Raw genomic sequence first — 25,245 nt, 5'->3', positions numbered from 1 at the left:
TTGAAATATGGCTGCTGGTCAAGCTGAACCTTTACGTGCGAATACTTGGTATCTAACTATAGATCCCCATGTTCCTAATAGTAAAATGATCCATACAATTACTAATCTATCGAGAACAGTAGAAGCTGCCGGAGAGCAAATTACTGGTAGAAACAACAAGGGTGTAAACCGTAATTCTCTACCTGGTTTACAAAATAACCCAGAGCCCGTTGAAGTTAAGGTTATCGCAGATGGCGATAAGAGCCTTAAGGATTGGTTTACAAAGTGCAACCCTCAGAATGGAGCAGCTTCGCAAGTATCCCAAAACAAGGGCCAGGGTTTTGTATTCTTAACAGATACTCAAGGGCAGACGAAAATGCAATTTACTATTGCTAATTGCTATCCCATACACCATGGTTTAGAAGGCGAGCTATCTGCTGGTGCAAACAGTCTGGTAGTTGAGCACATACGATTGATGCATGAAGGAATTAGTTGAATACCTGACGTATGAAGGATTGTAATGATAACTATGGTGTTAAGCCATGAAAGTTCGGGCTTACCTAAATAAATAAATGCATTGCAAACTCAATCCTGAATTAACTTTTTTCTAAGCAATTCATAACTCAGCTAAGGTTAGCTTGGTATTTTGCCAAGCTAGACCTGGCTATCCTTGTAAAACACTAACGATAAAATTGTAATTCTACCAGGAAATTATGATTTATGGAGTTAGTTTCTGAAGGCATTTAACCCTTGATGTCATAATTTATTAGAGCATCGACAATGGCTATAGGCGTATTACCTGAAAATCTCTTAACTAATCGTTTCTACGTCGAACTATCGCTAGATGGTTCTCAAGAAAATATCGATGCAATTTTTCTAGAGTGTGCAGGGTTTACATATTCACAAGATTTGATTGAAATTTGTGAAGTGACTCCTCGAAAGTGGGGTAAAGCACAGCAAGGTCTTCCAGTAAGAACTAAAATTCCTGGTAATGTTAAAATGGGTAATATAACTCTGCGTAGATGTCTAACCAACTCCATGACACTTTGGAACTGGTTTGCAGATATTCAACAGGGCAATTGGGCTAAGAAACGCAGAGATTTTTCTTTGACTATTCAAGACTCAACCAACACAGCACAAACAAAGCTTCAATTCTCTAGGGCTTGGGTAACTAGTTATAAAATTAGCGACTTCCACGCTAGTAAGACTGACATGGCGATTGAGGAACTAGAAATTGCTTTCGAGGACTTTAAACGCGTGGCAGGTTCTCAAGTAAATAAACCACCTGGTAGGGGCAAAGGCTAGCCGTGCCCCTACAAAAATCTGTAGTTCAATTAGCTGAAAATAGCTGTAAAATCCTTTAGATCTGAGATCCAGTGAGATTCATTAACTGTATTGAGCCTCAAACGCAAAAAGGAATCAATAAGCTTTATGTTTCAAAAAGAATTTGAATTTACACTACCCAAAGGGTATATAGACCCTGATGGAAACCTCCATCGTAAGGGAGTTATGCGACTAGCAACAGCTATAGATGAAATTGCGCCTTTGCGCGATCCTCGTGTCAAGTCTAATCCAGCATATGCCACAATTATCATCCTGTCTCGTGTGATTACTTGTCTTGGAGCTTTATCTGAAGTTAGCCCTATGGTTGTGGAAAATTTTTACGCTCAAGATATGAATTACCTTCAAGATTTTTACCGTAGTATCAATGGTTTTGAGAGTGAAATTTCATCTCCAGAACATAGAGCCAACTCCACAGAACAACTTATTCAGGCATAAACCTCTTTACTCTCTACTTTCTATTCCTATGCCTCATAAAAATACCCTACAAAATGAATTTACCTTTCTCCTTCCTCGAGGTTTGATGGATAATCAAAACCGAGTTCACCGCCAAGGGGTGATGCGCTTGGCGACAGCAAAAGATGAAATCTTAGCCCAACAGCATCGTAGTGTTCGAGACAACCCTGCCTATAGTTTCTTAGTGATGCTTTCACAGGTTATCACTCGCTTGGGTAGTCTAAATTCTGTCACTCCTGATTTATTGGAGAAGCTAGTTATCCGTGATATTGCCTATTTGCGGGAATTTTATAATCGTGTCAACCAACAAGGAAATGCACATATCCCTGCCTTGTGTCCCCATTGCAATAATGAGTTTGCAGTAGAGTTAGAACTCGTGGGGGAGTCCTAAGCTACCCCTCAAATAAGTTGTATGAGGAGGTAGCTTTTCTCGCTTACCATTTTCACTGGTCTCAAGATGAAATTTTGAATCTAGAGCATACAACTCGTCAACGCTGGGTAACAGAAATTAATAAGATTAATCAGCAAATAAAAGCTTAGTACAATATTGTACTTAAAAATCTCAGGACTTACGCGAAAATTGCCCCTAAGCTTAATTTATCGAACCGCCAAGACGAGCCAGCGCTGCAGGAGGGTTTCCCTCCGCAGGCGACTGGCGTCGCCAAGAACGCCAAGAATTCGTAAGGTGTGCGTAAGTCCTAAATCTTTGTAAAAACTACGATCGCGCGCGATCGCTGAAACATCCCTAATTGCTGATAGCTGATAGTTGATGGCTGAATGCTTACCAATAATCACTCCTAAAAAGTCAACCTATTAAAAATTAGATTTTATGATGAAAGTAAGAGTTTTGAACGCAGAAACATTAGGTAAAATCAACGAGGTTAACCTTGACCTAGTTCCTAATGAAAACAACGAGTACATTATTGGACGTTCTCCTAAATCTGGTCTAGTTCTCGATAGTCTCGATGTGAGTCGTCAACATGGCAAGTTCTTCTTACATGATGGGAATTACTCTTACTCTGATTTGGGTAGTATTAATGGCTCCTTAGTGAACGATAAACTTGCTGAACCAAACGAAGTTTATATGCTGAAGTCTGGTGATGTTGTCCGCATTGGCGAATTCCTTTTGGTGATGGAAGAAATCAATCAAAATAGTGAAGAGCCTGAAGCATTAGCAGCCACAGTATTGAATATGGATTGGCAAGCAGCTATGGCAGCTATAAAGGATCGCGCAGTGAAGCCAGAAAACGAAGTCTCTAGGATCATGGCTGAAGATCCGAATGGAGTGAATGAAGTTGCTAAACCTTTTGTCACTGAGGTTCCTCAATTATTGGTTCAACAATCTGGAGAATCGACTTATATTCAGCCTCCAGAAAAAGCCGAATCCTCAGAACCTAATGTTGAAACATCAGCCGTAGATAAAGACCAGGCAGTAATTCCAGCAGTTGACACTCAATTGCTCTTACATGAAGGTGACATCTCTCAATCAGCATCTCATGTCTCAGAAGACGAAACTCCTGTTTCTGGTGCTACTACCGAAACACCAGAAATTCTAGACCAAGAAGACTGGGAAGAAGACGAACAACAGCAAGAGGAATCTACTCCAGTTGTTAACGTTCAATCGCCCTTGGATGAAGATGAAACGGATGAAGATGAAGATGACATCCCTCAATCAGCATCTGATGTCTTACAACAGCAAACTCCTGTTTCTGGTGCTACTACCGAAACACCAGAAATTCTAGACCAAGAAGACTGGGAAGAAGACGAACAACAGCAAGAGGAATCTACTCCAGTTGTTAACGTTCAATCGCCCTTGAATGAAGATGAAACGGATGAAGATGAAGATGACATCCCTCAACCAGCATCTCATGTCTCACAACAGCAAACTCCTGTTTCTACTGCTACTACCAAAACACCAGAAATTCTAGACCAAGAAGACTGGGAAGAAGACGAACAACAGCAAGAGGAATCCACCCCAGTTGTTAACTTTCAATCGCCCTTGAATGAAGATGAAACGCATGAAGATGAAACGGATGAAGATGAAACGGATGAAGATGAAACGAATGAAAATGATATTTCTCAACCAGCATCTCATATCTCTAAAGTTGAAGACGAAGTAGACGAAAACCCAAACCCAGCAGTTAATACTCAATTGTCTCTAGATGAAAATAAAGTTTTTGAAGAGACTAATATCGAGACTCAAGCGGTAGAAAATCTTGATGCGATCGCTAACACGCTTGAAGAAACAGAAAAAACTTCTCAAGAGGAAGAAGTGGAAAATTCTCAAATCACTATCAATACAGATATCAAAGAAGCAAGTGAAGAAGTAGCAATGTTTGAAGATACCTCTCAAGAGCCTCAGGAAACAGAAGTTTCTGACACCTCAAATCAAACTCCTGAGCTTCCAAGCCAAGCTTTAGAGATTCTTAGTAAAAAGTACATTGCTCTTATGGCTCATGATACTAAAAAATCGGATTTAGTAGACTTTGTTACTCAACATAAAGATTTTTTATCTAAGTGCCTCACAATTGCAACACCCAGCGTCAGTGAAACCTTATTTCTAAAAACTGGTTTCGCTACTTCTCAAAAGACTGCTTCAGTACCCGCCGGAGGACATCAAGCAGTAGCTTCTTTGATTGGATCGGGGGATATCTTAGCAGTCATTTTGTTGAAAGATGTTTTGCCAGTTCAAAGTCAGGCAAATGAAGACGCGCTCTTACGATTATGTAACGCCAATCAAGTCTTAGTTGCAACAAATTTACCAACAGCAGAAGCAATTTTACTGTATGTAAAAAATAAGATAACCTCTTTTTAACAGTTATCAGTTATCAGTTTCATCCGCGCATGTTTAAGTCCCCCACCAATTGGACCGTTCGTCCTCAGACGTGCCGTAGGCATAAGCGTTGGTGGTGATGCGGTCTTGGGGTTTCCGCAAGTAGAGCAAGTGGCGTTCGTCGTAAGTCCTGCGGACAGGCTACGCCAACGCGTAGCGTGCGCTCTGCGCTCAGACGTGCCGTGCCTCCTCCGGAGGACCTGCGCTAACGGCGATAGCCGTGGCGTTAGCCATAGGCATACCCGTAGGGAGGCGCAGAGGACACAGAGAGAGAAGTAAATCACTATAGGTAATCTTAGACTGGGAAGGGAGTAAAACGAAAAACGACAACTCTGCAGGGTTCAAAAACCCGGTTTCTCGAAGAAACCGGGTTTTTCAGAAATTATTCAGGCAAAGCAAAATTTCTTTGGCTACTAGTAATTCATGTTATTTCTTTCTAGTATCTTGTAATAAGAAGTTCAGCACTTATCTAAGCACTAAACTTCTTACTACTTCCTACTTCGCCATAACTATTTTGTTGACGATGCTGGAATTTTCTATAAGCATAGATTCCACTAAATATAACTAAAGCAACAGCAATTGATATCCCAAAAATAAGTATGGTTTGAGTTAGAATACTGCGAGAGCGAAATGTTTGCCTAGATGGTGTACTCTGAGCAATAGTAGCTTCAGGAGGCACTCTCATAGATGGTGTACTCTGAACAATAGTAGCTTCAGGAGGCACTCTCATAGATGGTGTACTCTGAACAATAGTAGCTTCAGGAGGCACTCTCATAGATGGTGTACTCTGAACAATAGTAGCTTCAGGAGGCACTCTCATAGATGGTGTACTCTGAACAATAGTGCCGTTGGCGTCGGGAACTTCTTCCACAGAGGGGTGACTTTGAGCAACAGTAGCGTCGGGGACTTCTTCCACAGAGGGGTGGCTTTGAACAATAGTGGCGTCGGGAACTTCTTCCACAGAGGGGTGACTTTGAGCAATAGTGGCGTCGGGAACTTCTTCCACAGATGATGACGAAAATGAGATCGGAGGACTCTTTGGAGTTATAATTCCTGGCTGTGTGGGAACTACTGGTTGCAAAATATCATTGTCCTGTGAAGTTCTACTAGCTAAATTCTTATTAGGAGGAATTAACAGCCTAAAAGGAGACTCAGGTTTTACAACGATCGCTGCTTCTAAAGCCTGCTTCAACTCGTCTACTGTTGCAAAGCGATCGCTTGGTAACTTTTCCAAACACTTCATCACTACTGCTTCTAATTGCGGTGATAATTCTGATAAACTTGAGTGCGATCGCAAGGGCACAGGTGTTTTAGTGGTATGAGCTAAAGCCCATGACATCTCACTAACTGTGTTTGTCTTTAATGTAAGACCAAAGGGATCAGTAGCACTGAGCATTTCATAAATAATGACACCCAAGCTGTAAATATCTGCTCGTCCATCTAAATCCGTTGACAGTTGTAACTGTTCGGGCGCAGCATAGCGATGAGTACCTCGAAAAGTCTGTGTTAATTGCGTAAGTTCAGCTGAATCTTGACGAATTTTGGCAATACCGAAGTCCAGAATCTTGACCAATTCTCCAAAAGTTGTAGGCACCAATAAGATATTATTTGGTTTTAGGTTACGATGAACAACCTTGATATGTACACTAGTCGTTGCCCCCTTTTTCCATAAAGTCACTCCTTGATGAGCAGGGCGCAAGCCATCACAGACTTGAGTGATGATGCTAACAGTCTTTTCCACACTTATCTGGTGCTCTTGCTTGAGCAGTTGTTTTAAACTCTGCCCCTGTAAATACTCCATAACATAAAACGGATAGCCTTCTGGAGTCACTCCATAATCAGTAATCTGTATTATATGTTCGCTTTTGAGCGCTACACACACAGCCACTTCGCGTTCAAAGCGCTTTTTCATTTCCTCAGAAGTAACTAGAGTGTCTTTGAGCAATTTAAGTGCTACTTGCTGACCAAGCAGGGTATCCATAGCGAGGAAAACATTTCCCATACCACCCGCCTCTAGGTGTTTCTCAAGGCGGTAACGCTGGCGATCATCAATTACTTGACCTATTAAGGGATCTGGTTGAGAAGGAGATTTCATCTGGCAAATTGTTCTGAATTGGATAAGTTGAATAATATTGAGTTAACTGAGATCTTGCACTCAACAAGAGCCAGAGGCTCTAATATCTCGTTACCAGATTCAACCTGGTAACGAGGGGAGGGTTTAGAGGCTTCGCCTCCTCGCTGTTGGAACAGCTGCAAAATCTCAGTTAAATAATTAAATAAAATTTTATTAATTATTGAATAGAGACATAATAAAGTTTCAGTCACTGACAAGGGTTGAGCATAATAACTAGCAGATCGTCTCCAGAAAAAAATTAATCTTTCGTCTAATTTGTCTTTATTGGGCTGCAATATCAATTATCTAAAATATCTTTAAGAACACTTTAGCGCCAGCGTCTGCATCCTGTTATAAATGAAATAAATGCCTCCATAATTCCCTACTTCCTAGCATCCTAAATGTTTAAATTGTCCACAGACTAGAAGCCTGGGGCTACACAAACCAAGTCCGCCTAGACGGACTAATTTCTAGCCTGCGGAGGCAGGCTTTGTTTGTGTAGCCGCGATTTCTAATCGCCCAGTCTTTTTGCAAAATTGGGATGCTCCCCCTCGTGTTTCTACAAAAACGGTAAGATTTAGCTATAAGGGGAATTGTTGAACAATAGCGTTGTTAAGTTGAAAAGCCTGTTTATATGTTCAGTATAATTATTAATATAACCTTTCAAGCTTCAACTTAAAACCCCTAAAAGAACCGTTAAACAATACTAACTTCAAACTATTTTAAGGTTGACCATATGAAACCCTCTTCTCAGTCAGATCCCTGGATAGGTCAATTAATTGGCGACCACCAGCGTTATCGCCTTGACAAACGTCTAGGGGCAGGTGGTATGGGAGATGTTTTCCTCGCTATGGATACCCTACTTGGTCAGCAAGTAGCACTTAAACTGCTCAAAGACACTTTAGTGACCTCAACAGAGTTAAGAAAGCGCTTTGAACGGGAAGTAGCTGTGTCTGCAGCGCTCAAAAGTGACCATATTGTTCAAGTGACCGATTATGGGGTAACGAAGGAAGGCTATCCCTTCTATGTCATGGAGTACCTACGCGGACTAAGTTTAGGGCAACTATTGCGACGTGAAGGTCGGCTCTCTATAGAGCGGACAGTCAATGTTATTGCTCAAGTATGTGATGGTTTGCACCTTGCTCATCAAGGAGTGACTTTATGGCGAAATCATGCGACTGTCAGCGAGCATATCCAGGTGGTTCATCGTGACTTAAAACCTGACAATATCTTTTTAGTCCCCACAACCTTGGGAGAACTAGTCAAGATTTTAGATTTTGGCATTGCCAAAATTCGTCAAGATTCTGCCGAACAGACCAAACTCACGAGTATGTTTTTAGGCACCTATCACTATGCTGCACCCGAACAGTTGGAGGTCGTAGCAAATCTTGATGGACGTGCAGATATCTACAGTTTGGGTATTATTATTTATGAAATGCTCAGTGGTACCGACCCATTTGGTCTTGGATTCAAAACACGCACAGTTACAGAAATTTCCTGGGCGATCGCTCATACTACTAAACCCGCCATACCACTGCGATCGCTACCTGGTTTATCACAATTGTCACCAGAACTTGAAGCACTAGTAATGAAGTGTTTACAAAAATCACCCGATGATCGCTTTGCGACGGTAGATGAATTAAAGCAGGCTTTGCAAGCATCTGTCGTTGTAGAAGGCAAAACGACTCCTCGGGTGTCACCTCCAGTCGATAGTTCTGAGGACAAAACTGTTGCACGTTCTCCCCAAAGTCCACAGGAAAAGACTGTTGCACGTCCTTCCCCAAATTATAAAGGTCAAACTATTGCACAATCACGAACTCCTTCTCAAATAAATAATTTTGATGAAACAGTTCGTAAGCCACTTGTTCCTGGTGAAACTATTGCCCAAAATTTATCTCCTTCCGAAACAAAATATGAAGAAAACACTATTTATCGACCACTAAGCCCTTATGAACAAGAACTTTCAGACGCAATCCTATCGTTAGAAATGGATTCTCTGGTTGAGATTCTCTCAGATATTATAGGACCTATCGCCCCTACTTTAATACAAGATATTTCAGCACGAAAATCTGGGATTAAAGAATTAGTAGAAAATTTAATGCTTTATCTTTCTCCACAACAACGAAAAGAGTTTGAAAAAAAGGCAATATTATTTAGCCAAAAACCTATTGATAAAACTAAGCCACGTTCTTCTAACTGGCAAATTGGAACAATCGATAGGCGCTTTTTACGTGAATGTGAAGAAGAATTATCTCAATTAATTGGTCCTATAGCTCCTTCACTCATTCAAGGAATTATGGCATCTTATCCGCAAATTTCTCCTGTTGAACTTGTCAATGTTTTAATAAAAGAAATTCCTAACCCTAGAAAAGCTGAAGAGTTTAGGCTTCGCTTGTTGAGTTAAGATTCAAGTTCAAAAAATAAAATCATTTATTGATTATTTTTTTGAGCAATCAGCCTCATAGCTATCTCCAAGCTAGATTTCATTCTATTAAATGAGGCTGCTAAAATACCAATTTCATCATTAGATTTTTGTTCAAAATCAGAACTAGCTTTACCAGTACTAACTGCTTGAGCTAGCTTTGATATTTGCATAATTGGTTTAATAACAGCCCTTCTTAGTAAAAGGTTAATAACAATAATGATGATGGCAAAGATACTAATTTCTATTGCCATTGTTATCCACCAAGAATGATTTGCGCGTTGAAGAACTTTTCCAGCAGGAATATAAATCATTTGAGCAAAAAGAGTTTTGTCGAGTTGCCAACCAAAACCATTTTTGTCTCCGTAAATTGCTAACTGACTTTTTGGAGCTTTATCTGGAGTTGAATGACATTGAAGACAAGTTGGGTTATCAAAATTTAGGCGTCGAGCAATATAAAATGCTTTTCCTGAAGGAAGATCTCTAAAACCAGATTGTTCAGTATTTGCTGGGTTATTGCTAAATTGGTTAATTATTTGCGTTTCAAAGTCATCAGCCTTATCTCGCACATTAGTTGGATCGAGCGCCGCTTCTTTATAAACGAAATCTTGATATCGGTCGTTTTTCCGAATATTATCGAAAACCTGTCTTGCAGAAAAAGCTGCTACTGTTTGTGGAATAAATTGCGTACTTGTTTCCAGTTGATTTTGTAAAAGAGGAATTATGTCATCAGTAGTATAGTTTCTTACAGAGTCCATTGATTGGAGAAAAATATTTGCTTGAGTAGCCACTTCATCTTGTGCTTTTTGCGCAAGCACATTTGAGAAAATGATTCCACCTCCTATAATACTGCCTAGAAAAACAAGTAGCAGAAGGATGTTGAACTTGTTAGCTAGTTTTAGATTTTGTGACAGTGTTTTTAGCTTGTTAGATAGTTGCTGATTCTTACGCATATGAGCTATTTAATGAAAGGAAATATTTTTAGCAGCTAGTTGATTTTAAAGATGGATTGGATAGGCATTCAGCCCTTAGAACTTGAGCAATTGCTCTATTGGGGTATTCCGCTAGCTTACGAGATAGCATTGCAAGAGTATGAACCTGATAGCTGGCTCAATACGGTTCGGTTAACGTTTTAATATTTTGAAGATCCCCCCAACCCACGCCAGGTGCTTCAAGTCGGGAAACCCTTTCGCCAGTCGCCTGCGGAGGGAAACCCTCCTGCAGCGCTGGCTCACCAACGCACTGGCTCCCCTTAAAAAGGGGGGCTTTTAACCCTCTTTTACCCCCTTTTTCAGAGTGCCGCAGGCGGGGGGATCTTAACCGAACCGTATTGATAGCTGAATGCTTACTGAGTTGGCAAAATTAAATGAACACAATCAACTATAGGAATCCGGTTTGATTTTTGAAAAGATACGTAGGGTGCGTTAGCAAAGAGAGTACGGCACCATGCCCAGGAATTTGGTGCGTTAGGATGAAATCCGTAACGCACCCTACAATACTTAACTTTGTTCAAAAATCAAATAGTAATTCTATATCTCAATACATATTATTGAGATTAACAGTATAAAAACAATTAGCTAAAAGTCGAATTAAAAAAACACCCTCTTAAAACAGTGAACAGCTACCTACGCAGTAACGCCTGCTATGGTGGGGGATTTAAAAGAGCCACCAACGCTTATGCCTACGGTACGTCTCTTGACGAACGGTCCAATTGGTGTGGTGTTTCCGCCGGAGGATGAAACTGATAACTGATAACTGGTAACTGTTAAAAACCATTAGGTCTTGGTGATGGCATAAAAGGAACAGAAGGTACAAAATTTGGTGAAGATAGAGAATTTGGTACAGGTGGAGTGGGAGTACTGACTTTAACAGAAAATCCTTTTGAATCACTATGACCAAATTTATCAGTGGCTGTCAGTTGAATTGTAGTTGGTAAGGCTTCATTAGCCACTAGGTTTAATGAACCTGAAGGATCAACAGTACCAAAGGGCGTAAGCTGAACGCTAATACCTTCGCCCTCGACTTTCCACTTCAAAACAACGGGTTCGTTGGGTTGAAGAACAATATTAGGTTCTTGGCTACCGTTAAGTGTGAAAGAGATAATCTCAAGTGGTTTAGCTACGATGTTAATAGTAGAGTCTATTGGAAAGGAATTAGGTGGCTTACCTGGCTGAGAAAAAGCCTGGAGTGTAAACGTATATTTTCCTGGATCGGGAGTACTTAAAGAAATATTCTTACAGGTTAGTAGTTGAGTTGTTAGCTGACATGACTTTTTGAGTTGAGCGGAAGTATACGTTGCAAGCACATTTTCGGTTCCACTGTCTGTTTTGCCAGTAACTTTCAGTTGTGTGAGTTGAGCTGGATTCTGGATTGTCCAGCTTAAAAGCATTGTATCGCCTGAAGTGTACTGGTTTTGATTTAATTGAAAACTGGCAACTTGAGCTGCTGGTTTTTCATTGATTTTGACTGTGATACTTTGAGTATAAGAAGCTTTATTCTGTCGTTTAGTATAGAGTTTGAGCGTAAAAGTATAATTCCCTGGCTGTGTCACGCCAGTATTGTAGTTTGAACAGGTTAAGAATTTAACTTGTGCTTGACAGACTTTATTGAGTTTATCGGGAATCCCCTTACTAAAGTCAAAAATCTGAGGTGGGCTGGAAATTTGGCTTTGATTATTTGTCTGCCCTTGATTATCAATCTCTAGCTTAGAAATTTGTTGAAAGTTACGAATTTGCCAATCTAAACGTATTTCATCACCTTCAATATAATTGATACTATCTGGAGAAAAAGCAACTAACTGTGGGGGAGCAGGTGGTTTCAAAAACACTAACCAAATTAAAAAAACAATTCCTACTACACATCCTAAAAGTGTCAAAATAAATGGGACAATTTGCCACCAAGGTCGAGATTTCCATAATAAAGTTCCTTCAGGTAATTTTTCAGGTAAAGGGTATTCATATTTGTCTTGCAGGGCTACTTCAAAGTTAAGAGAAAGCCCTGAGCCAAATAGTGGTCGTCTCCACCAAGGTCCAGGTTTCACTATCAAATTGGCTTTAGTGCTTTTATTGGGTAATACTCGTACCCGACGAGGGTCGCATTCATATTTATATAGTTGTTCTTCATCTCGACTTTTAATACTAAGTTTCAAATCCCGTGGCATATTACTTCGGTTAGTGAATTTTATTTCATATAGCCCAAAAGTATTGCTCACTTTTTCTCGAAGGATATGTAGTTCCACATCGAGTAAATATATGGGAGGAATTTGGATATATACCAAATCTAGTAGCACTAAATCTGGAGAGTTAGCTGAATATAGGCGAACAGTTGGCGAGTAGCTACCTGCAAATGCATCGGCAGGAGGTTTTAATTCTAACAGGATTCGTCCTCTAGTATTTGGGTTCAGTTCTAATCCACTCGTCCCAGTTAATACGCCCGGTCCCTCTACACCTGTATTGGGATAACGAATTGTAAACCAATCATCTTCTAAATCTGGGCACACTAGGCGGAAGCGATCAACTCGATTGGAACGGTTGTCAACCATCACTTCAATCTGCAAAGATTCTTTGGGTTTGAAAATTGCTGGGTTGCTAGGGTTAGTCGCAGGTTTTAAAGAAAAAGTGGGGTCATTAACTCGAACCACAGTATGCTCTTTGAGCATAACCTTGAGTTGGCGAGGGTATTGTATGGGTGTGTCTTCGGGAAAATGTTCGGGGGCATCTATAACTAGGGTATAGTCATAGGTTCCTGCCAAAGCATCTACAGGGATATTGAACTGAAATGTTAACTCGCTACTCTGTTGAGGACCAAGTGCTAAGCTTTCTCGAGATGAATTAGACCACTGATGTAAAGTTTCAGATGCCTCATCAAAAAATACATCAATAACGGCACCTTGCTTACTTTGATTGGTAACAACAACGTAAAGTTCAACAGTATCTCCAGGCATTGCCGGTTGAACACCTGGAGGATCTATAATCACCGATAGTGGATTCGATTTGTTTTGCATATTGAAGAGGGAGTAAGGGGAAGCAGGAGGAGTAGGGAAGAGGAAAGACGGAAGAGGGAAGAATAAACTTTGTTTATTGCGCTTATTGTGGCAAACGGTGGAGTTGTACTTGAAAATCATCGTCACCATCTACGACCATAGTTCCTTGAACATCCTTTGTTAGGTCAAGTGTGTTGATTTTAGTGGAGTCTCGGTAAATAGCCTGACCGTTTGCCCCTGCTGCGCGATCTAATGTTTTGTCAGATGTTAAAGGCCAAACAATTATTTTTCCGTCATCCCCAGCAGTGACTAATTTGCTCCCATCTAAATAGAAGTCGAGACCACGTACTGAAGTTTGTGATGCACGCCAGCGATCGCGCAATTTACATTGTTGCTGAATAAATTTGTTCTCTGTAGTTGAGGTATCGGTAATTTGTGAAGTAGAACTAGCACTGTTTTGTTGTGGAGTCAAAGTTGGAGTACTGGTATCTTGTTGAGCGGGAGTAGAATTATTAACAATAGCGCATTGATCCAGGTCCCATATCGAAATAAAACCATCAGAATCAGAGGTTGCAAGTATGTGAGATCCAGGAGCAAAAGCGGCATTCCAAACAAAGTCACCATCACCACCAGTTAACTCTGGTGCTGATAATTGCCTCAAGGTAGTTTCTGGGGAGGTTGGATTCATGAGAATAACACGCTTGAAGTCGCCAACCGTAACCAGAATAGTCTCATCTTCACTCAGGGCTAGAGCTTGTATCGGATACTTTATGTCTTTCCCTAAATCAATAACTTGTGGGTTCGACACAAAGTTAGTACCCGGTCCTGGCCTTTTCCATAGTCTTACCTTACCGCTACCATGAGCGCTAAACAAGTTAAGTGAGTTTTCAGTAAAAACGAGAGAAAATACGCGATCGCTAGTCATATCATTTGGATCGCGCAGTGTATTTTCCTTTTGCCGTGTCCGTACATTCCAGAATTGAATCTCTCCATTTTCTAAACCAGCGGCAATGCGATCGTTATCTTTGGGCATAAAACGGAGAGTTCGTACAGCCTGACCAATGACTGCCAAAAGACCCTTAGCTTTAGGTGGTTTCCCATCACAAGCAGCAGCAATAGGGCTTGCAGCCATTCCTTTAGGGTTTAAATGATTGCCATCAACTGACCAAATACGGATGGTACAATCATCTGAGCCACTGACAACCGAGAAAGAATCACCACTAAAGCTCACAGAATTTACAATGCCTGTATGTCCGATAGGTTGAGGTCTCAGCAGAAGTGCAAGCAGTGCTGCGAGTAGCGCTAGTAAGGATAGTAATAACCATAAAGGTATAATAGGTAAAACCTTTATATCAAGACTCTGGGTTGTCGGATCGGTACTACCCAAACGTTGATCTGATAGTAGGGCTTTAGCTTCCAGTCGTAAAGTTTTTGGCAATCCTACCCAATGACGTTTTATGCCGACATTGAGCAGGACTTTAGTAACTTCTCCTAAAGTCAGCTCTGCGTTTTCAGGAACTGACTTATAAGTGCATTTTCGCCAATCTCTGCCTTGAAGTTGCACCTCGACTTGCTGACGCAGATTGCTGTTATTGCTAAAGAGCAATTGAAATGATGTTGAGTTAGACTTGCGATCAGGTAACCGCCACCACTGCCCATGACTGGGAACGACCTGTTTTTGTGGCTCCACAGTAAATCCAACAAAGCCTACTGGTAAGACTTCAAGCACACCATCAGCTTGGGTTGAAGCACCATCGCGACTTATTGCTTTAACAGTAAAGGGGTAGTCTTCGCTAGGCGCTTGATTTGCTGATGGAGGTTGACAAGGAAAACTTGCCTCGATTTGAGCACCTGGTTCTAGAAGTAATCTTCGTTCTGCACCATTGCCTAGCCAAGAAGGAAAAATACCATCAAGACGAAGTAAAGCCTCTACTGAATGCGGGCTCATATTCCGCACCCTTGCCACTATTTCAACTGAATTACGGGGATACACTTGGAACCGCCGCACTGGCAGTTCTAAAATTAATAGGGTTGATGCTGCCCCTGGCTGAATTGTTAGCCGCACCAACAGTTTACGCTCTTCGGGTAATTGAGGTGAAAAAATTCTAACTGTAAGATTTATAGTGCCCGTAAATGCGGGTAATGGCGTATCAAAAATTTCAACAGTGAATTGAGTACTACCCCCAGGAGGCTTAGCGGCTGCAACTTCTGGTGAGAGACGATACCACTGAGAACCTGAACTACGAGTTGCTCCAGCCGCTACAACTTCCATTTGAAAAGCAGCAAATCGATCACTGCCATTAATGACAGTAACCTCGAATGTAGATGGCGCATCGCCCGGTTTAAATGTCACACTTTGAGTTGAAAGACTAGCATTAATAATACGGTTATCCATACACCATTGGGCTATTAGCAGCAGTTTAGCTTTGAGTTGCTGCCCCTACACAATCATGTCATCGAGAATTGCCCTGATTGCATAGACATTAGTCTAATTTTGGCGATCGCCTTAAAATCTTTTCAAGTTCTTGACATTTTCTGTTTACATTTAAATCAAACGATAATATTCAAAAATAGAGTAGTAAACAGTAGATAATAATCTTCTCTTTATACTCTATTTTTATGTCATTTTTCCTCTCAGCAATCTTGAATTAATTTTTGGTCTAAACAAGTTTAATTAAGGAGAATACCATGTCTTATCTTTCCAAATTTGGTAAATTACCACGTATTATTGGTGTTGCAGCTTGCGGTGCTATTTTAGCTGCTGCTTCCATCAACACTGGTAAAGCACAAGCTTACGATAGTACTAGTTATGCAAACAGTTGTTCTCGTATCCGTATTCAAGGAGACACGCTATCAGCTTATTGCCGTAGAGTAGATGGTTCATACAATAGAACAGCAATTAGAGTCCGGGGAATTGAGAATAACAATGGGAATTTGAGCTATCGCTCAAACCCTAATGCTTATAGCACTTATCAAAATTCTTGCAGTCGGATTTATATTGCTGGAAATACACTATCAGCTTATTGTCGTAGAGTAGATGGCTCATACAATAATACAGCTATTGAAATTTCTGGAATCACCAATGTTAATGGAGTTTTGAGCTACGGTTATTAAGCCAACAGTAGATAGGAAGCATCCCAATTTTGCAAAAATACTGGGCGATTAGAAATCGCGGAGTTTAAGCGCACACAAAGATAGTCCGCGTAGGCGGACTAATTTCTAGCCAGGGGAGGTAAACTTTGTTTGTGTACCCCCAGACTTCTAGTGTGTGGGCAATTTAAACATTTGGGATGCTCCCCAGTAAATAAATAAGAGCAATTTAAGGGCACAATAATATTGTGTCCTTAAATTTTTAGGGATTTCCAACAAATTAATTATCCAATAAGAGTGGGATGGGATTGGCACCCGTCCTAGAAACTGGGCGGGCAAGGATGCCGACCCCACAAGAAAAGTTGGATATTTTTTAATTTGGAAGTCCCTTAGAAGTAAGATTTTTTATGCTTCATTATAATTAAAGACGCGAAATTATTCCTTCAGAACGCGAATGCGTCTTTACAAGGTTTGTGGTACAAGGCAAATTAAACAAAAGTCGAAACAATACTTCTAAAACTATCGTAGAATGACTAATCCACTCGCCATAGCAGCAGTAACAGCAGTATTCAAGGATCTACTCGAAAACCGTCTCGTTAGTGACTTAATTACAACAAGTGTTGGCGATGTGAGTGTAACGGCTTTACCGCCTGATCGCATCTCTATCGGAACCGATGAGCGTGCACAGATTAACTTGTTTCTTTACCAAGTCACACAGAATCGCAATGCTGACTGGACTTCTCGGGAATTGCGCCAGCATCGCTCCCAACTTACAGGAGAAGCACTCTCCAAAAAGCTGCCACTAGCGCTTGACCTTCATTATTTACTTACAGTCTATGGAGCAAAAGATTTTCAAACAGAAATTTTGTTAGGGTACGTGATGCAATTATTGCATGATACATCGATACTCACGCAAGACAGCATCTACACAGCTTTAAAAAATGCCTCAACAGTCAATATTTCCAGTGTTCTATCTCAAGCTCTAGCAAGAGTATCTATCTCTGATCTAGCACAGCAAATAGGGCAAATCAAAATTAGCCCAGAATTTTTCAACATGGAAGAAACTTCAAAAATATGGTCTATTTTACAAACCCAATATCGTCCATCTATTGGCTATCAAGTATCAATGGTTGTTATTGATAGCCAAAGTCAAAATAATATCTGAGCTTGTGAATGTATGTTTTTTATCTTCATTCAAAAACTACTTAACTACGACCTCATTTTTTGCTTAATGTATTCAATGATATACTCCCTCTTAGTTTCGTCCTGTAAATCTTCTGCATAAAATCCTTTTGCATCAATGTGAGGTCGTGACCCCCCCTTCAAGATTCCTATTTCGGGTTCTTGTAAGAACTGTAAAGAAGGCTCATGTCCCTTTTTTGCCAGTTCATAAAGTTCAGTTGCGTTTGCCTCTCGATTTTTTCCTTTCGTGCCTTTGTACCATTTATTTAACTCGCGCTTGAAGACCCCCGCTATAACTGTACCCAGTTTAGCGGCGGGATGAAAGGCAGTTAAGAATAGGGGCTCAATACCCCTATTCTTAACATTTAAAGATGTGTTATTGCTCAGTAAATGCAGTACAAGAATTTGGCGAGAGCGCAAAGCGCACGCTGCGCGAACGCATTCGCGGATATTGGGGAGTTGAAAATAAAGTCCCGGACTGTTCGAGATGTAACCCAAGGAGAAGAAGCTTCTCGAATCCGTACTAAACCTTTACCTCAGATTTTTGCTATCGCTCGTAATTTTACTCTTAATTTATATCGAAACCAAATGTTTGAAAATATGGCACAAGCAAGGGCGTTTATGTTCATTTGGGTTAGACACACTCAAGCAACTTTTTAGAATGAAATAGCCCTGCTTACGCAACTGTCACAGGTAATCGTCACCCATAACCAGACTAATGACATGGCGATCGCAAAGAATCATTATAGAAGGATATGACCAAAAAGGGGTGTGGGGGTGTAGGGGTATAAGTGACATTCATCAACCATGAATACAATTAGCTCTCCCGCCTCAATTTCACTACGTCGCGCTGACAGTAAGGCACAAATTTCTTTTTTTTTGATGCTACCAATTCTGGGTCATGTTTTGGATTCTGTGTTTGCGTTTTTTTCCAATTTATCTTCGCTTCATCGAATAACTCGTAGTAGCTTTGTTTTGACTGAAATATATCTCCATACTTGTTAGCAATTTCATACTCTAACTCGCTTAAATTCCAAGTTGCTTTTGTTTTTAACCATTCGATTACCTCTTGTCTGTGTTCTGGTTCTAAAAAATCCTGGCTCCTTTTGTAAGCCAGCTTTAAACCCTCAACTCCGCCTTGAAAAAATGCTTGTTTCCATTTATTGATAAATCCCGATGACACGTTCACTAGCGACTGAATCGCAGCGTGCTTATAACCCTCAAGCAACATTTTGACCGCAAGCGCACGTTTGATTTCACGGAAATCTGAACTATTTTCTATAAATTCGGTTAGCGATTGCCCAAGGGGCACTGCGCTCTGCGCAATCGCATCTACATTACAGCCGGCTATACTTGGTAACAATCTTTAAGTCAGTATTTTCTCACAGCTGATTTAGGATTGCTATATTTATGATAACTATAATTTTTTCTAGTTAAATATCTATTTTTTTATTGTTAAAATTAAGTAGGAATATGAACAACACACGTAGGGGGATATGAACGCTCAAATCTTGTGGTTGCTCATCAAACGTATCAATTACAAACTCTACCTAGGCTTTATCCTAAGCTTATTACTGTTTATTTGTCCAACAGCTAAAGCTGGTTACGTACCCCCCAAAACTCAAAAGCCTCCTAGCGATCAATCAAGATCCGGAGGGACTAGAGGATGTTCAGAAGAAAAGATACCCCTAACCATTCTTGCCCCTACGACACATGTTGGATATACAGCTTCTTTTCGCCCCACATTTGTCTGGTTTTTATACAACTCTTATGAAACAGACTTCAGAATTTTTGAGTTCGATACAAACAATCGCCTTAAACAACTAGGGAATCCCATTAAGTTGCAAGCTTCAAAAGGAATTAACAAATATTCTCTTCCAAAATCTCAGCCAGAATTAACTGTAGGTAAAAGATATCTTTGGCAGGTAGCTATCTTTTGTCCAGAGGGTGCCTTCTTAGTTCAAAGAGCAGAATTTCTGGTTGTAAAACCGTCATCAGATTTTATAAACAAACTATCAAAGACAGGCAATGGTTCTCAAAGAGTAAATCTTTTCGCCAATGAAAGTTTGTGGTACGATGCATTAGAAGAGGCTCTAAAATTGGCTCCAAATAGTAAGCTAGGAGAAGTTGGTGCATCTCTGGTGCAATCTCTTATGCAGTCGGAAAAACAAGAGGGAACTCTTCAGGAGCAACAAGAAATTCAGCAAAAATTTGAAAATGTAAAGGCGATCATAAACTCTCAAACATAAAATAGTGAACAGTGAACAGTCAACAGTGAACAGGCGTATGGTGGGGGATTGAAACCCGGCACCAACGCTTTCCACGCTCTTGGTGTCGTGTTTCCCCAATGATGAAACTGATAACTGATAACTGGTAACTGTTAAAGCCAATTACCAATTAAGATGAACGGTGCCCAGTAATAGGGGTGTTCAAATTGGTCATTCATGTCTGATTGTCTGGCTTTAATGAGTTGAATTTGAGCCTGCCGCAAAGCTTCTGCTTTACTCATACCCGGGTTGCGTAAGTTGCGGTAAAATTCAGAGACTAACATTAATGTGGAATCATCTCTGATAGACCAAAGAGAAGCTAGGGCACTTTTGACGCCAGCCTGCAAAGCTACACCAGCTAAACCAAGAGTTGCACGGTCATCTCCTACAGCAGTTTGACAAGCAGTTAGTGTTAGCAATTCTACCAAATCAGAACCATCATTGACTTGGCGGAGTATACGTTCTAGCTCATTGATGGTAAGTTTATTGTTGTCTCCTGTGACTAGAAAAGTATCTTCTGCAAGTGTACCAAACTGAGCGTGAGTTGCGATGTGAATAATCGGATAGTTAACTCTATCTAGTTCTTTTTCTAGTCTTCTCTGGTTGAAATCTGTATTTTTTAACTGTTTGCTACGCGGAAATTGTTCTTTAACCACCTGAATTTCTGAATCTACTTGTAGTAAAGCTGGATAGTCTTTTTCATCGACTTTAGCTTTTGTGGTTAAGCCCAAGATTAAAGCTCGATTTCTTTGAATATTCTGTTGATTAGACGCTGTTAGACGTAAACTAGGTGTGGTAACAGTAGCATACTTCTCAATCAAATATTTCTCCCCATCATGAAGCGCAGTTATGGGAATACTTCGTAGGAAACTGTCTTGGATGAAAACAAGAGTTTTAATTTGATTTGGATTGAAATCAGCCTCGAAAGGACGAATAATCCAGTTATAGAGTTTCTGTGCTGAGGATTTATTATAATCGACGATCGCTGACAATTGGTCTTGCAGCCCTTCGCGAAATTCGTTAACTTGTCCTTCCAGAGTTTTGCGCTTCTCATTTATCCAGTGCAACCGCTTGGTGCCATTTGGGAGACTGAGTATAATCGCAGTTTTATCATCGAAAATAATCGAGCTAAAAACAGCAGTATCTTTTCCTAGTAGCTCATCAATATTTTTCGAGTTACTAATGGCGACTACTATACAATCATTTCCAAAATAATTTTGTAATTCTGCCAATCTGAGAGAATCTATAGTTGACACCGCAGTTGTAAGTTGCTGAAAGCGAGTTTTATTTTCAATCGATGATAAAGAAGCTTGCTCTAGCTCTAACTGAGCGAATTCTCTGTAAAAAGGCTCAACGACATCCCGAAAATCAAATTGTAAGTTTCTATCAGCATTTAAAATATCACTACGGATATCTTCTAGAGTAGAATATGCTTTTTGATAACCTGTTGCTGCTTCCGACTTTTTCCCCTGCGCTTTCAAAATTCGTCCCACTTGCCACTCCCACAAATAAAGGCTATCTTTTGCCAATAATCCTTGTTCAGCTTGCCAAAGTGACTCTTGAGTGAGTTTTAAAGCTTGTTCATATTCTTGACGACATTCATAAAAATGACCTAGTGAGCCATTTGCAAAAGATGCTGAGCGAGAATTTTTGAGACTTTCAGCGGTTTTAATAGCATTGTTGAGTAGTAGAACAACTTCTGCATCTGGTAGTAGTCCTTTTACGGGACATTGAGTTAAGCGTGAGGTTGCAGAAGTCATATAAGTTGTCGCAGCATCATCAGCTCCAATAGCTGGGAGATTCGCCAAATCTATTGCTATATAAACTTTTTGGGTAGAATCCGGTAACTTTTCTAGTAGGGCTAAAGCTTCTTTCACCGCTGTGTCAAGTTGGCTAGAGTCAACTTTGGTGCGATAATAAAGCTGAATTAAATTGCTTAGTGCTGACGCTTGAGCAAGCTGGTCACTTTGGCGAGCTTTGTTAAGACTAGACTGAAATGTCTCTGAAGCTTTTTGGTAAAAACTTTTAGCGTTTTGCTTGAACTGCTCAGCCCGGGGGACACCGCTACTTTGAGCAGATTTAGCACGCAGTTCCCACAACTGCGCCTGGCTAGCATAGGTATTGCCTAAACTATTGAGCACTAAAAAGTTATAATCGTTGGGAGCAATCTTTTGAGCACTCTCAAGATATTTAATAGCTTGCTCGTAATCACCCATCAAACGATAAGCTTCCCCAAGACTTCCTAAGGCTGCTGCTTCCCCCCGTTGATCTTTTTGATAACGAGAAATTTGCAATGCACTTTGTTGCAGACAAACAGGTTCTTTGGCTGGTTGTTGTTGCTTAGGTTCTTGTGCCAATACACCACATAATAGAGCGATCGCCTTTTTGGGTTGTCCTAAGCTGCTGTAGACTTGAGCAAGTTCAGTGAGCATTCGTCCCATTTGCTGGCTATCTTGTATTTGACGATAGTAAGCAATGACTGCATCCCAATGAGTGATGGACTTGTCCATTTGACCGATTTGTTGATACGCCCTTGCTAAATTCTCTAAAACTATCGTTGCATTTGCAGAGTTGTGAGTCGTTTTGTAAATATTTAAAGCGGATTGCCAATATTTAATCGCATCTGAAAAATTTGCGCTTTGGTAACTTTGAACACCTTGTTGTACTAATTTACTAGCATCAGGAGTTTGTGCGTGTACCACTTCCCCTATTTTCGATTGAGAAGTGATGAATGGCACATTATTATTTACCCATAAGCAAAAGGTGAGGCTGCAAAGAAATAGAATTCCTAGTAACCGATATCGAGTAGATTTACGGTATTGATTGTCCTTACTTTTCACGGGTTCTGGAAAACCTCTCTCCAAACCTCTCTCCTGCAAGGAGAGAGGCTTTGAATTCTCCCTCTTCCCTTTTAGGGAAGGGGGCTGGGGGGTTAGGTTTTGCGTTGGTTTTTCCACATGATGTGAAAAGTCAGATTGATTGTCCATAGAGCACCTCCTATAACGAAAAGCAAACGTTATCAAGGACACTCACGGCTTAAAACAAGCTGTCCTGAAGGAAGTTGATACACATTTTGAGCTTCCACAATCGGCGAAGCTTTTTGCCAAGCACGACGAGTAGAGTTTCCTGATGCGGAAGCATTTGATATTGTACGCACACTGCCAGTCGCATACTGGGACATCACAGCGTCTCCGGGACGAAACGGCAAGCCACCAGAACCTGTGATCATGAAACTCCCCTGTTGCTTTTGATTACGGCGTGCAATACAGCTACTGGCAATCAAGCTGCTAGTGTCGATCAGGTTTTGAGGTAACTCAATAAAGCTATTTTGAACCAAGCTAGTTTCAGGTAAGGTGATGATGCCGGAGGACAAATCACCAGTGGCATTGAGATCAACGCGGTTGTTACCATCTAGGGTGAGGCGATCTGCACCAGAAAGAATAGGTTGATAGTTTTGACCGAAGAAAGCGGGGGTGTTAAGGGTGATGTTACCGCCTCTTCCATCTCGGGCAAATGCAAGGATATCGCTGTCATTGAGGGCGATGATGGAGTTAGCATTGAGGTTGATGTTACCACCGCCACCTACGCCACTGAAGACGTTGGTCGTAATGTCGCTATCACCAAACAGGCGGATGTCCTTTGCTGTAATGGTGATGGCACCTCCGGAAGAGCGGTCTGCAGTAGTGATGATATCACCGTTAGTAGCCCTTAAGAGTCTGTCAACATTAATAGTGATGTTGCCTGCATTTCCCTGACTGCGCCCCTGGGCAGTAACTTGTGCCCCATCCTGAATCAGCAACTCAGTGGTATTAATCGTCAAATCACCTGCATCCCCTGTTGAGTTCCGTGCGCCAGCAATCAAGCCACTGGGAGTCCCATCAACAGCGCTTGTACCAATGATTTGCACATCTTGGGCATCAACTCTCAAAGAACCCCCCTTGCCCGCACCAAAAGTGGCAGTAAGTACCTGTGCCCCATCTCGCACTAGCAAGGTATTAGTTCTGACCGTAAGATCACCCGCATCCCCTGTTGGCTCTTCTCGATCTGGTTGTGCAGAAGCAGCCAACTTACTGACACTCCCATCATCAGCGCTTTCACCAATGACTTGCACATCTTGGGCATCAATGCTCACAGAACCCCCCTTGCCCGCACCAAATGTTGTAGCATCTACCTGTGCCCCATCTCGCACTAGCAAGGTATTAGTTCTGACCGTAAGATCACCCGCATCCCCTGTTGAGTTTGGCAGTGCGGAAGTAATTAAGGCACTGGCAGTCCCATCAACAGCGCTTGTACCAATGATTTGTACATCTTGGGCATCAACGCTCACAGAACCCCCCTTGCCCGCACCATATGTAGAACCAAATACCGCTGCCCCATCTTGCACTAGCAAGGTATTCGTTTTAATCGTTAAATTACCTGCATCCCCTGTTGAGTTTGGATTTGCGGAAGCAAACAAGCCACTGCTAAACTGACCATCGGCGCTTGTACCAATCAGTTGCACATCTTGGGCATCAACCCTCAAAGAACCTCCCTTGCCCGCACCAAATGTTGTAGTTTGTACCTGTGCCCCATCTCGTACTAGCAAGGTATTAGTTCTGAGCGTAAGATCACCCCCATCCCCTGTTGAGTTTCCATCTGCGGTAGCAGCCAAGGCACTGAGAAACTGACCATCCGACCTTTCACCAATGATTTGCACATCTTGGGCATCAACACTCAAAGAACCCCCCTTGCCCGCACCAAATGTAAAACTACCTACCTGTGCCCCACCCTCAAGCCGCAAGGTGTTAGCACTGATATTGACATCGCCTCCCTGTCCTTTTGCTCCTTCTAGCACCTGATTAGCAATCGCACTCTCATTGTTAAGGTTTATTGCGACCGTGGCATTAACCGCAATATTTCCCGCCTTACTATTATTAGAACCCAGTCCATTCTCTATGCCTGCATACAGGCGACTCACTCCCGTCATCTCTAAATTCCGGGCATTAACTGCGATACTACCACTATCACTAGCAAATACATTGACTTGCGCGCCATTGCTAAGGGAAACATCGCTTCTTTCTACACTATTCGGGAAACTCAAACTCAGATTATTACCATCCCCATTCAACCCAACTGTTCCCCCATTAGCTAACCCACCTAACTCGATTCGTCCACCAAAAGCATTCAACCCTCCACCATTCATGCTAATGTTGCCGCCTACTAGCAGCAAACTCCGACCATCCTGAACACGTAGACCAAATGCATCCGCTCCAGCCTGAGTAGATCCTGCCGGTGCAGTTGAGTTATTTTGAATTGGGGCAGCCGCAATTTGATTGAACAGTAAAGCCGAAGGATTGATTGTTAGCAAGGGTGAGGGGACTCCGGGATTCGAGGCACTGAAAAATCCCAGATTGCCAAACCCTATAGCATTGGCTGTAGTCGCCACAAACGAACCATCAATATCCAATTGCGCATTCTGACCAAATAAAATTCCATTGGGATTGAGCAAAAACAAGTTGGCATTACCTAATACACCAAGCCTCCCCAGAATCTCGGAGCGACTAGTCCCTGTGACGCGAGTGAGAATGTTCTTAATTCCCT

The 25,245-nt window shown here is 41.4% G+C and carries 18 protein-coding genes and 1 pseudogene; 11 read left to right on the top strand and 8 right to left on the bottom strand.

The features are described 5' to 3' along the window. The first annotated feature begins 7 nt into the window (after positions 1–7). The 5 genes from AACT52_RS15025 (at position 8) to AACT52_RS15005 (ending at position 2,316) form a co-directional block, all read left to right on the top strand. On the top strand, positions 8–475 hold the full coding sequence (locus tag AACT52_RS15025) for a phage tail protein (RefSeq protein WP_073631816.1): 468 nt from the start codon (positions 8–10) through the stop codon (positions 473–475). A gap of 284 nt (positions 476–759) precedes the next feature. Next, positions 760–1,284 (top strand): phage tail protein, encoded by a 525-nt coding sequence (locus AACT52_RS15020; RefSeq protein WP_073631814.1) that lies wholly within the window; start codon positions 760–762, stop codon positions 1,282–1,284. Positions 1,285–1,410: 126 nt separating this feature from the next. Then, positions 1,411–1,758, top strand: a complete 348-nt coding sequence (locus tag AACT52_RS15015; protein ID WP_073631812.1) for a hypothetical protein — start codon at positions 1,411–1,413, stop codon at positions 1,756–1,758. Positions 1,759–1,786: 28 nt separating this feature from the next. After that, positions 1,787–2,167 carry a phage tail assembly protein gene (locus AACT52_RS15010; RefSeq protein WP_073631810.1) on the top strand — a complete coding sequence of 127 codons (381 nt, stop codon included), beginning with the start codon at positions 1,787–1,789 and terminating at the stop codon, positions 2,165–2,167. 17 nt (positions 2,168–2,184) lie between these two features. Next, positions 2,185–2,316 (top strand): DUF6760 family protein, encoded by a 132-nt coding sequence (locus tag AACT52_RS15005; RefSeq protein WP_337251593.1) that lies wholly within the window; start codon positions 2,185–2,187, stop codon positions 2,314–2,316. A gap of 57 nt (positions 2,317–2,373) precedes the next feature. Here the strand turns inward: AACT52_RS15005 and AACT52_RS15000 are convergent, their stop codons facing one another. After that, complete coding sequence (locus AACT52_RS15000; RefSeq protein ID WP_143172794.1) at positions 2,374–2,571, bottom strand: hypothetical protein; 198 nt, start codon at positions 2,569–2,571, stop codon at positions 2,374–2,376. A gap of 34 nt (positions 2,572–2,605) precedes the next feature. Here AACT52_RS15000 and AACT52_RS14995 point away from each other — a divergent pair, with 34 nt between their 5' ends. After that, the gene (locus AACT52_RS14995) at positions 2,606–4,591 is read left to right on the top strand and encodes an FHA domain-containing protein (protein ID WP_083630328.1); all 1,986 of its coding nucleotides are present in this window, start codon (positions 2,606–2,608) and stop codon (positions 4,589–4,591) included. Between the two features lie 487 nt (positions 4,592–5,078). Here the strand turns inward: AACT52_RS14995 and AACT52_RS14990 are convergent, their stop codons facing one another. Further along, the gene (locus AACT52_RS14990) at positions 5,079–6,704 is read right to left on the bottom strand and encodes a serine/threonine protein kinase (RefSeq protein ID WP_073631806.1); all 1,626 of its coding nucleotides are present in this window, start codon (positions 6,702–6,704) and stop codon (positions 5,079–5,081) included. Between the two features lie 754 nt (positions 6,705–7,458). Here AACT52_RS14990 and AACT52_RS14985 point away from each other — a divergent pair. After that, entirely contained in the window at positions 7,459–9,126 is a 1,668-nt protein-coding gene (locus tag AACT52_RS14985) for a serine/threonine protein kinase (RefSeq protein ID WP_073631802.1), read from the top strand. A 26-nt stretch (positions 9,127–9,152) separates the two neighbouring features. Here the strand turns inward: AACT52_RS14985 and AACT52_RS14980 are convergent, their stop codons facing one another. Then, positions 9,153–10,097 (bottom strand): c-type heme family protein, encoded by a 945-nt coding sequence (locus tag AACT52_RS14980; protein ID WP_233153948.1) that lies wholly within the window; start codon positions 10,095–10,097, stop codon positions 9,153–9,155. Positions 10,098–10,148: 51 nt separating this feature from the next. Between AACT52_RS14980 and AACT52_RS14975 the strand changes: the two genes are divergently transcribed. Further along, positions 10,149–10,280: a hypothetical protein gene (locus AACT52_RS14975; RefSeq protein WP_272937100.1), complete on the top strand. Its 132-nt coding sequence runs from the start codon at positions 10,149–10,151 to the stop codon at positions 10,278–10,280. A 629-nt stretch (positions 10,281–10,909) separates the two neighbouring features. Here AACT52_RS14975 and AACT52_RS14970 read toward each other — a convergent pair. Together AACT52_RS14970 and AACT52_RS14965 are read right to left on the bottom strand one after the other, a co-directional pair. Beyond that, on the bottom strand, positions 10,910–13,147 hold the full coding sequence (locus AACT52_RS14970) for a COG1470 family protein (RefSeq protein ID WP_073631800.1): 2,238 nt from the start codon (positions 13,145–13,147) through the stop codon (positions 10,910–10,912). Positions 13,148–13,229: 82 nt separating this feature from the next. Beyond that, entirely contained in the window at positions 13,230–15,521 is a 2,292-nt protein-coding gene (locus AACT52_RS14965; RefSeq protein WP_073631798.1) for a hypothetical protein, read from the bottom strand. Between the two features lie 293 nt (positions 15,522–15,814). On the opposite strand from AACT52_RS14965, the gene AACT52_RS14960 reads away from it, so the two are divergent. Both AACT52_RS14960 and AACT52_RS14955 read left to right on the top strand, forming a co-directional pair. After that, the gene (locus AACT52_RS14960; RefSeq protein ID WP_073631796.1) at positions 15,815–16,240 is read left to right on the top strand and encodes a CVNH domain-containing protein; all 426 of its coding nucleotides are present in this window, start codon (positions 15,815–15,817) and stop codon (positions 16,238–16,240) included. A 505-nt stretch (positions 16,241–16,745) separates the two neighbouring features. Beyond that, positions 16,746–17,381: a DUF4255 domain-containing protein gene (locus tag AACT52_RS14955; RefSeq protein ID WP_073631794.1), complete on the top strand. Its 636-nt coding sequence runs from the start codon at positions 16,746–16,748 to the stop codon at positions 17,379–17,381. Positions 17,382–18,186: 805 nt separating this feature from the next. On the opposite strand, the pseudogene AACT52_RS14950 reads toward AACT52_RS14955, so the two are convergent. Next, positions 18,187–18,710, bottom strand: a pseudogene (locus AACT52_RS14950) (helix-turn-helix domain-containing protein); the annotation flags it as partial. 205 nt (positions 18,711–18,915) lie between these two features. Between AACT52_RS14950 and AACT52_RS14945 the strand changes: the two are divergent. Then, entirely contained in the window at positions 18,916–19,647 is a 732-nt protein-coding gene (locus AACT52_RS14945; RefSeq protein ID WP_233153947.1) for a DUF928 domain-containing protein, read from the top strand. 131 nt (positions 19,648–19,778) lie between these two features. Here AACT52_RS14945 and AACT52_RS14940 read toward each other — a convergent pair whose 3' ends face one another. Beyond that, positions 19,779–22,652, bottom strand: coding sequence for a CHAT domain-containing protein (locus tag AACT52_RS14940; RefSeq protein WP_233153946.1), 2,874 nt, complete (start codon positions 22,650–22,652; stop codon positions 19,779–19,781). Between the two features lie 32 nt (positions 22,653–22,684). After that, positions 22,685–25,245: beta strand repeat-containing protein (locus AACT52_RS14935; protein WP_073631788.1), on the bottom strand; the 2,561-nt coding region annotated here is incomplete at its 5' end.

It is taken from the genome of Scytonema sp. HK-05, from assembly GCF_963872035.1.
Lineage (GTDB): Bacteria > Cyanobacteriota > Cyanobacteriia > Cyanobacteriales > Nostocaceae > Kalymmatonema.
The sequence above is the reverse complement of the archived record's forward strand: the minus strand, read 5'-3'. Positions and strand labels throughout refer to the sequence as shown.

What these genes read in the sequence shown, in the direction of transcription:
- AACT52_RS15025 (WP_073631816.1), top strand. Translation starts at nt 8, where the DNA reads ATGGCTGCTGGTCAAGCTGAACCTTTACGTGCGAATACTTGGTATCTA.
- AACT52_RS15020 (WP_073631814.1), top strand. Translation starts at nt 760, where the DNA reads ATGGCTATAGGCGTATTACCTGAAAATCTCTTAACTAATCGTTTCTAC.
- AACT52_RS15015 (WP_073631812.1), top strand. Translation starts at nt 1,411, where the DNA reads ATGTTTCAAAAAGAATTTGAATTTACACTACCCAAAGGGTATATAGAC.
- AACT52_RS15010 (WP_073631810.1), top strand. Translation starts at nt 1,787, where the DNA reads ATGCCTCATAAAAATACCCTACAAAATGAATTTACCTTTCTCCTTCCT.
- AACT52_RS14995 (WP_083630328.1), top strand. Translation starts at nt 2,606, where the DNA reads ATGATGAAAGTAAGAGTTTTGAACGCAGAAACATTAGGTAAAATCAAC.
- AACT52_RS14990 (WP_073631806.1), bottom strand. Translation starts at nt 6,704, where the DNA reads ATGAAATCTCCTTCTCAACCAGATCCCTTAATAGGTCAAGTAATTGAT.
- AACT52_RS14985 (WP_073631802.1), top strand. Translation starts at nt 7,459, where the DNA reads ATGAAACCCTCTTCTCAGTCAGATCCCTGGATAGGTCAATTAATTGGC.
- AACT52_RS14980 (WP_233153948.1), bottom strand. Translation starts at nt 10,097, where the DNA reads ATGCGTAAGAATCAGCAACTATCTAACAAGCTAAAAACACTGTCACAA.
- AACT52_RS14975 (WP_272937100.1), top strand. Translation starts at nt 10,149, where the DNA reads ATGGATTGGATAGGCATTCAGCCCTTAGAACTTGAGCAATTGCTCTAT.
- AACT52_RS14970 (WP_073631800.1), bottom strand. Translation starts at nt 13,147, where the DNA reads ATGCAAAACAAATCGAATCCACTATCGGTGATTATAGATCCTCCAGGT.
- AACT52_RS14965 (WP_073631798.1), bottom strand. Translation starts at nt 15,521, where the DNA reads ATGGATAACCGTATTATTAATGCTAGTCTTTCAACTCAAAGTGTGACA.
- AACT52_RS14960 (WP_073631796.1), top strand. Translation starts at nt 15,815, where the DNA reads ATGTCTTATCTTTCCAAATTTGGTAAATTACCACGTATTATTGGTGTT.
- AACT52_RS14955 (WP_073631794.1), top strand. Translation starts at nt 16,746, where the DNA reads ATGACTAATCCACTCGCCATAGCAGCAGTAACAGCAGTATTCAAGGAT.
- AACT52_RS14940 (WP_233153946.1), bottom strand. Translation starts at nt 22,652, where the DNA reads ATGGACAATCAATCTGACTTTTCACATCATGTGGAAAAACCAACGCAA.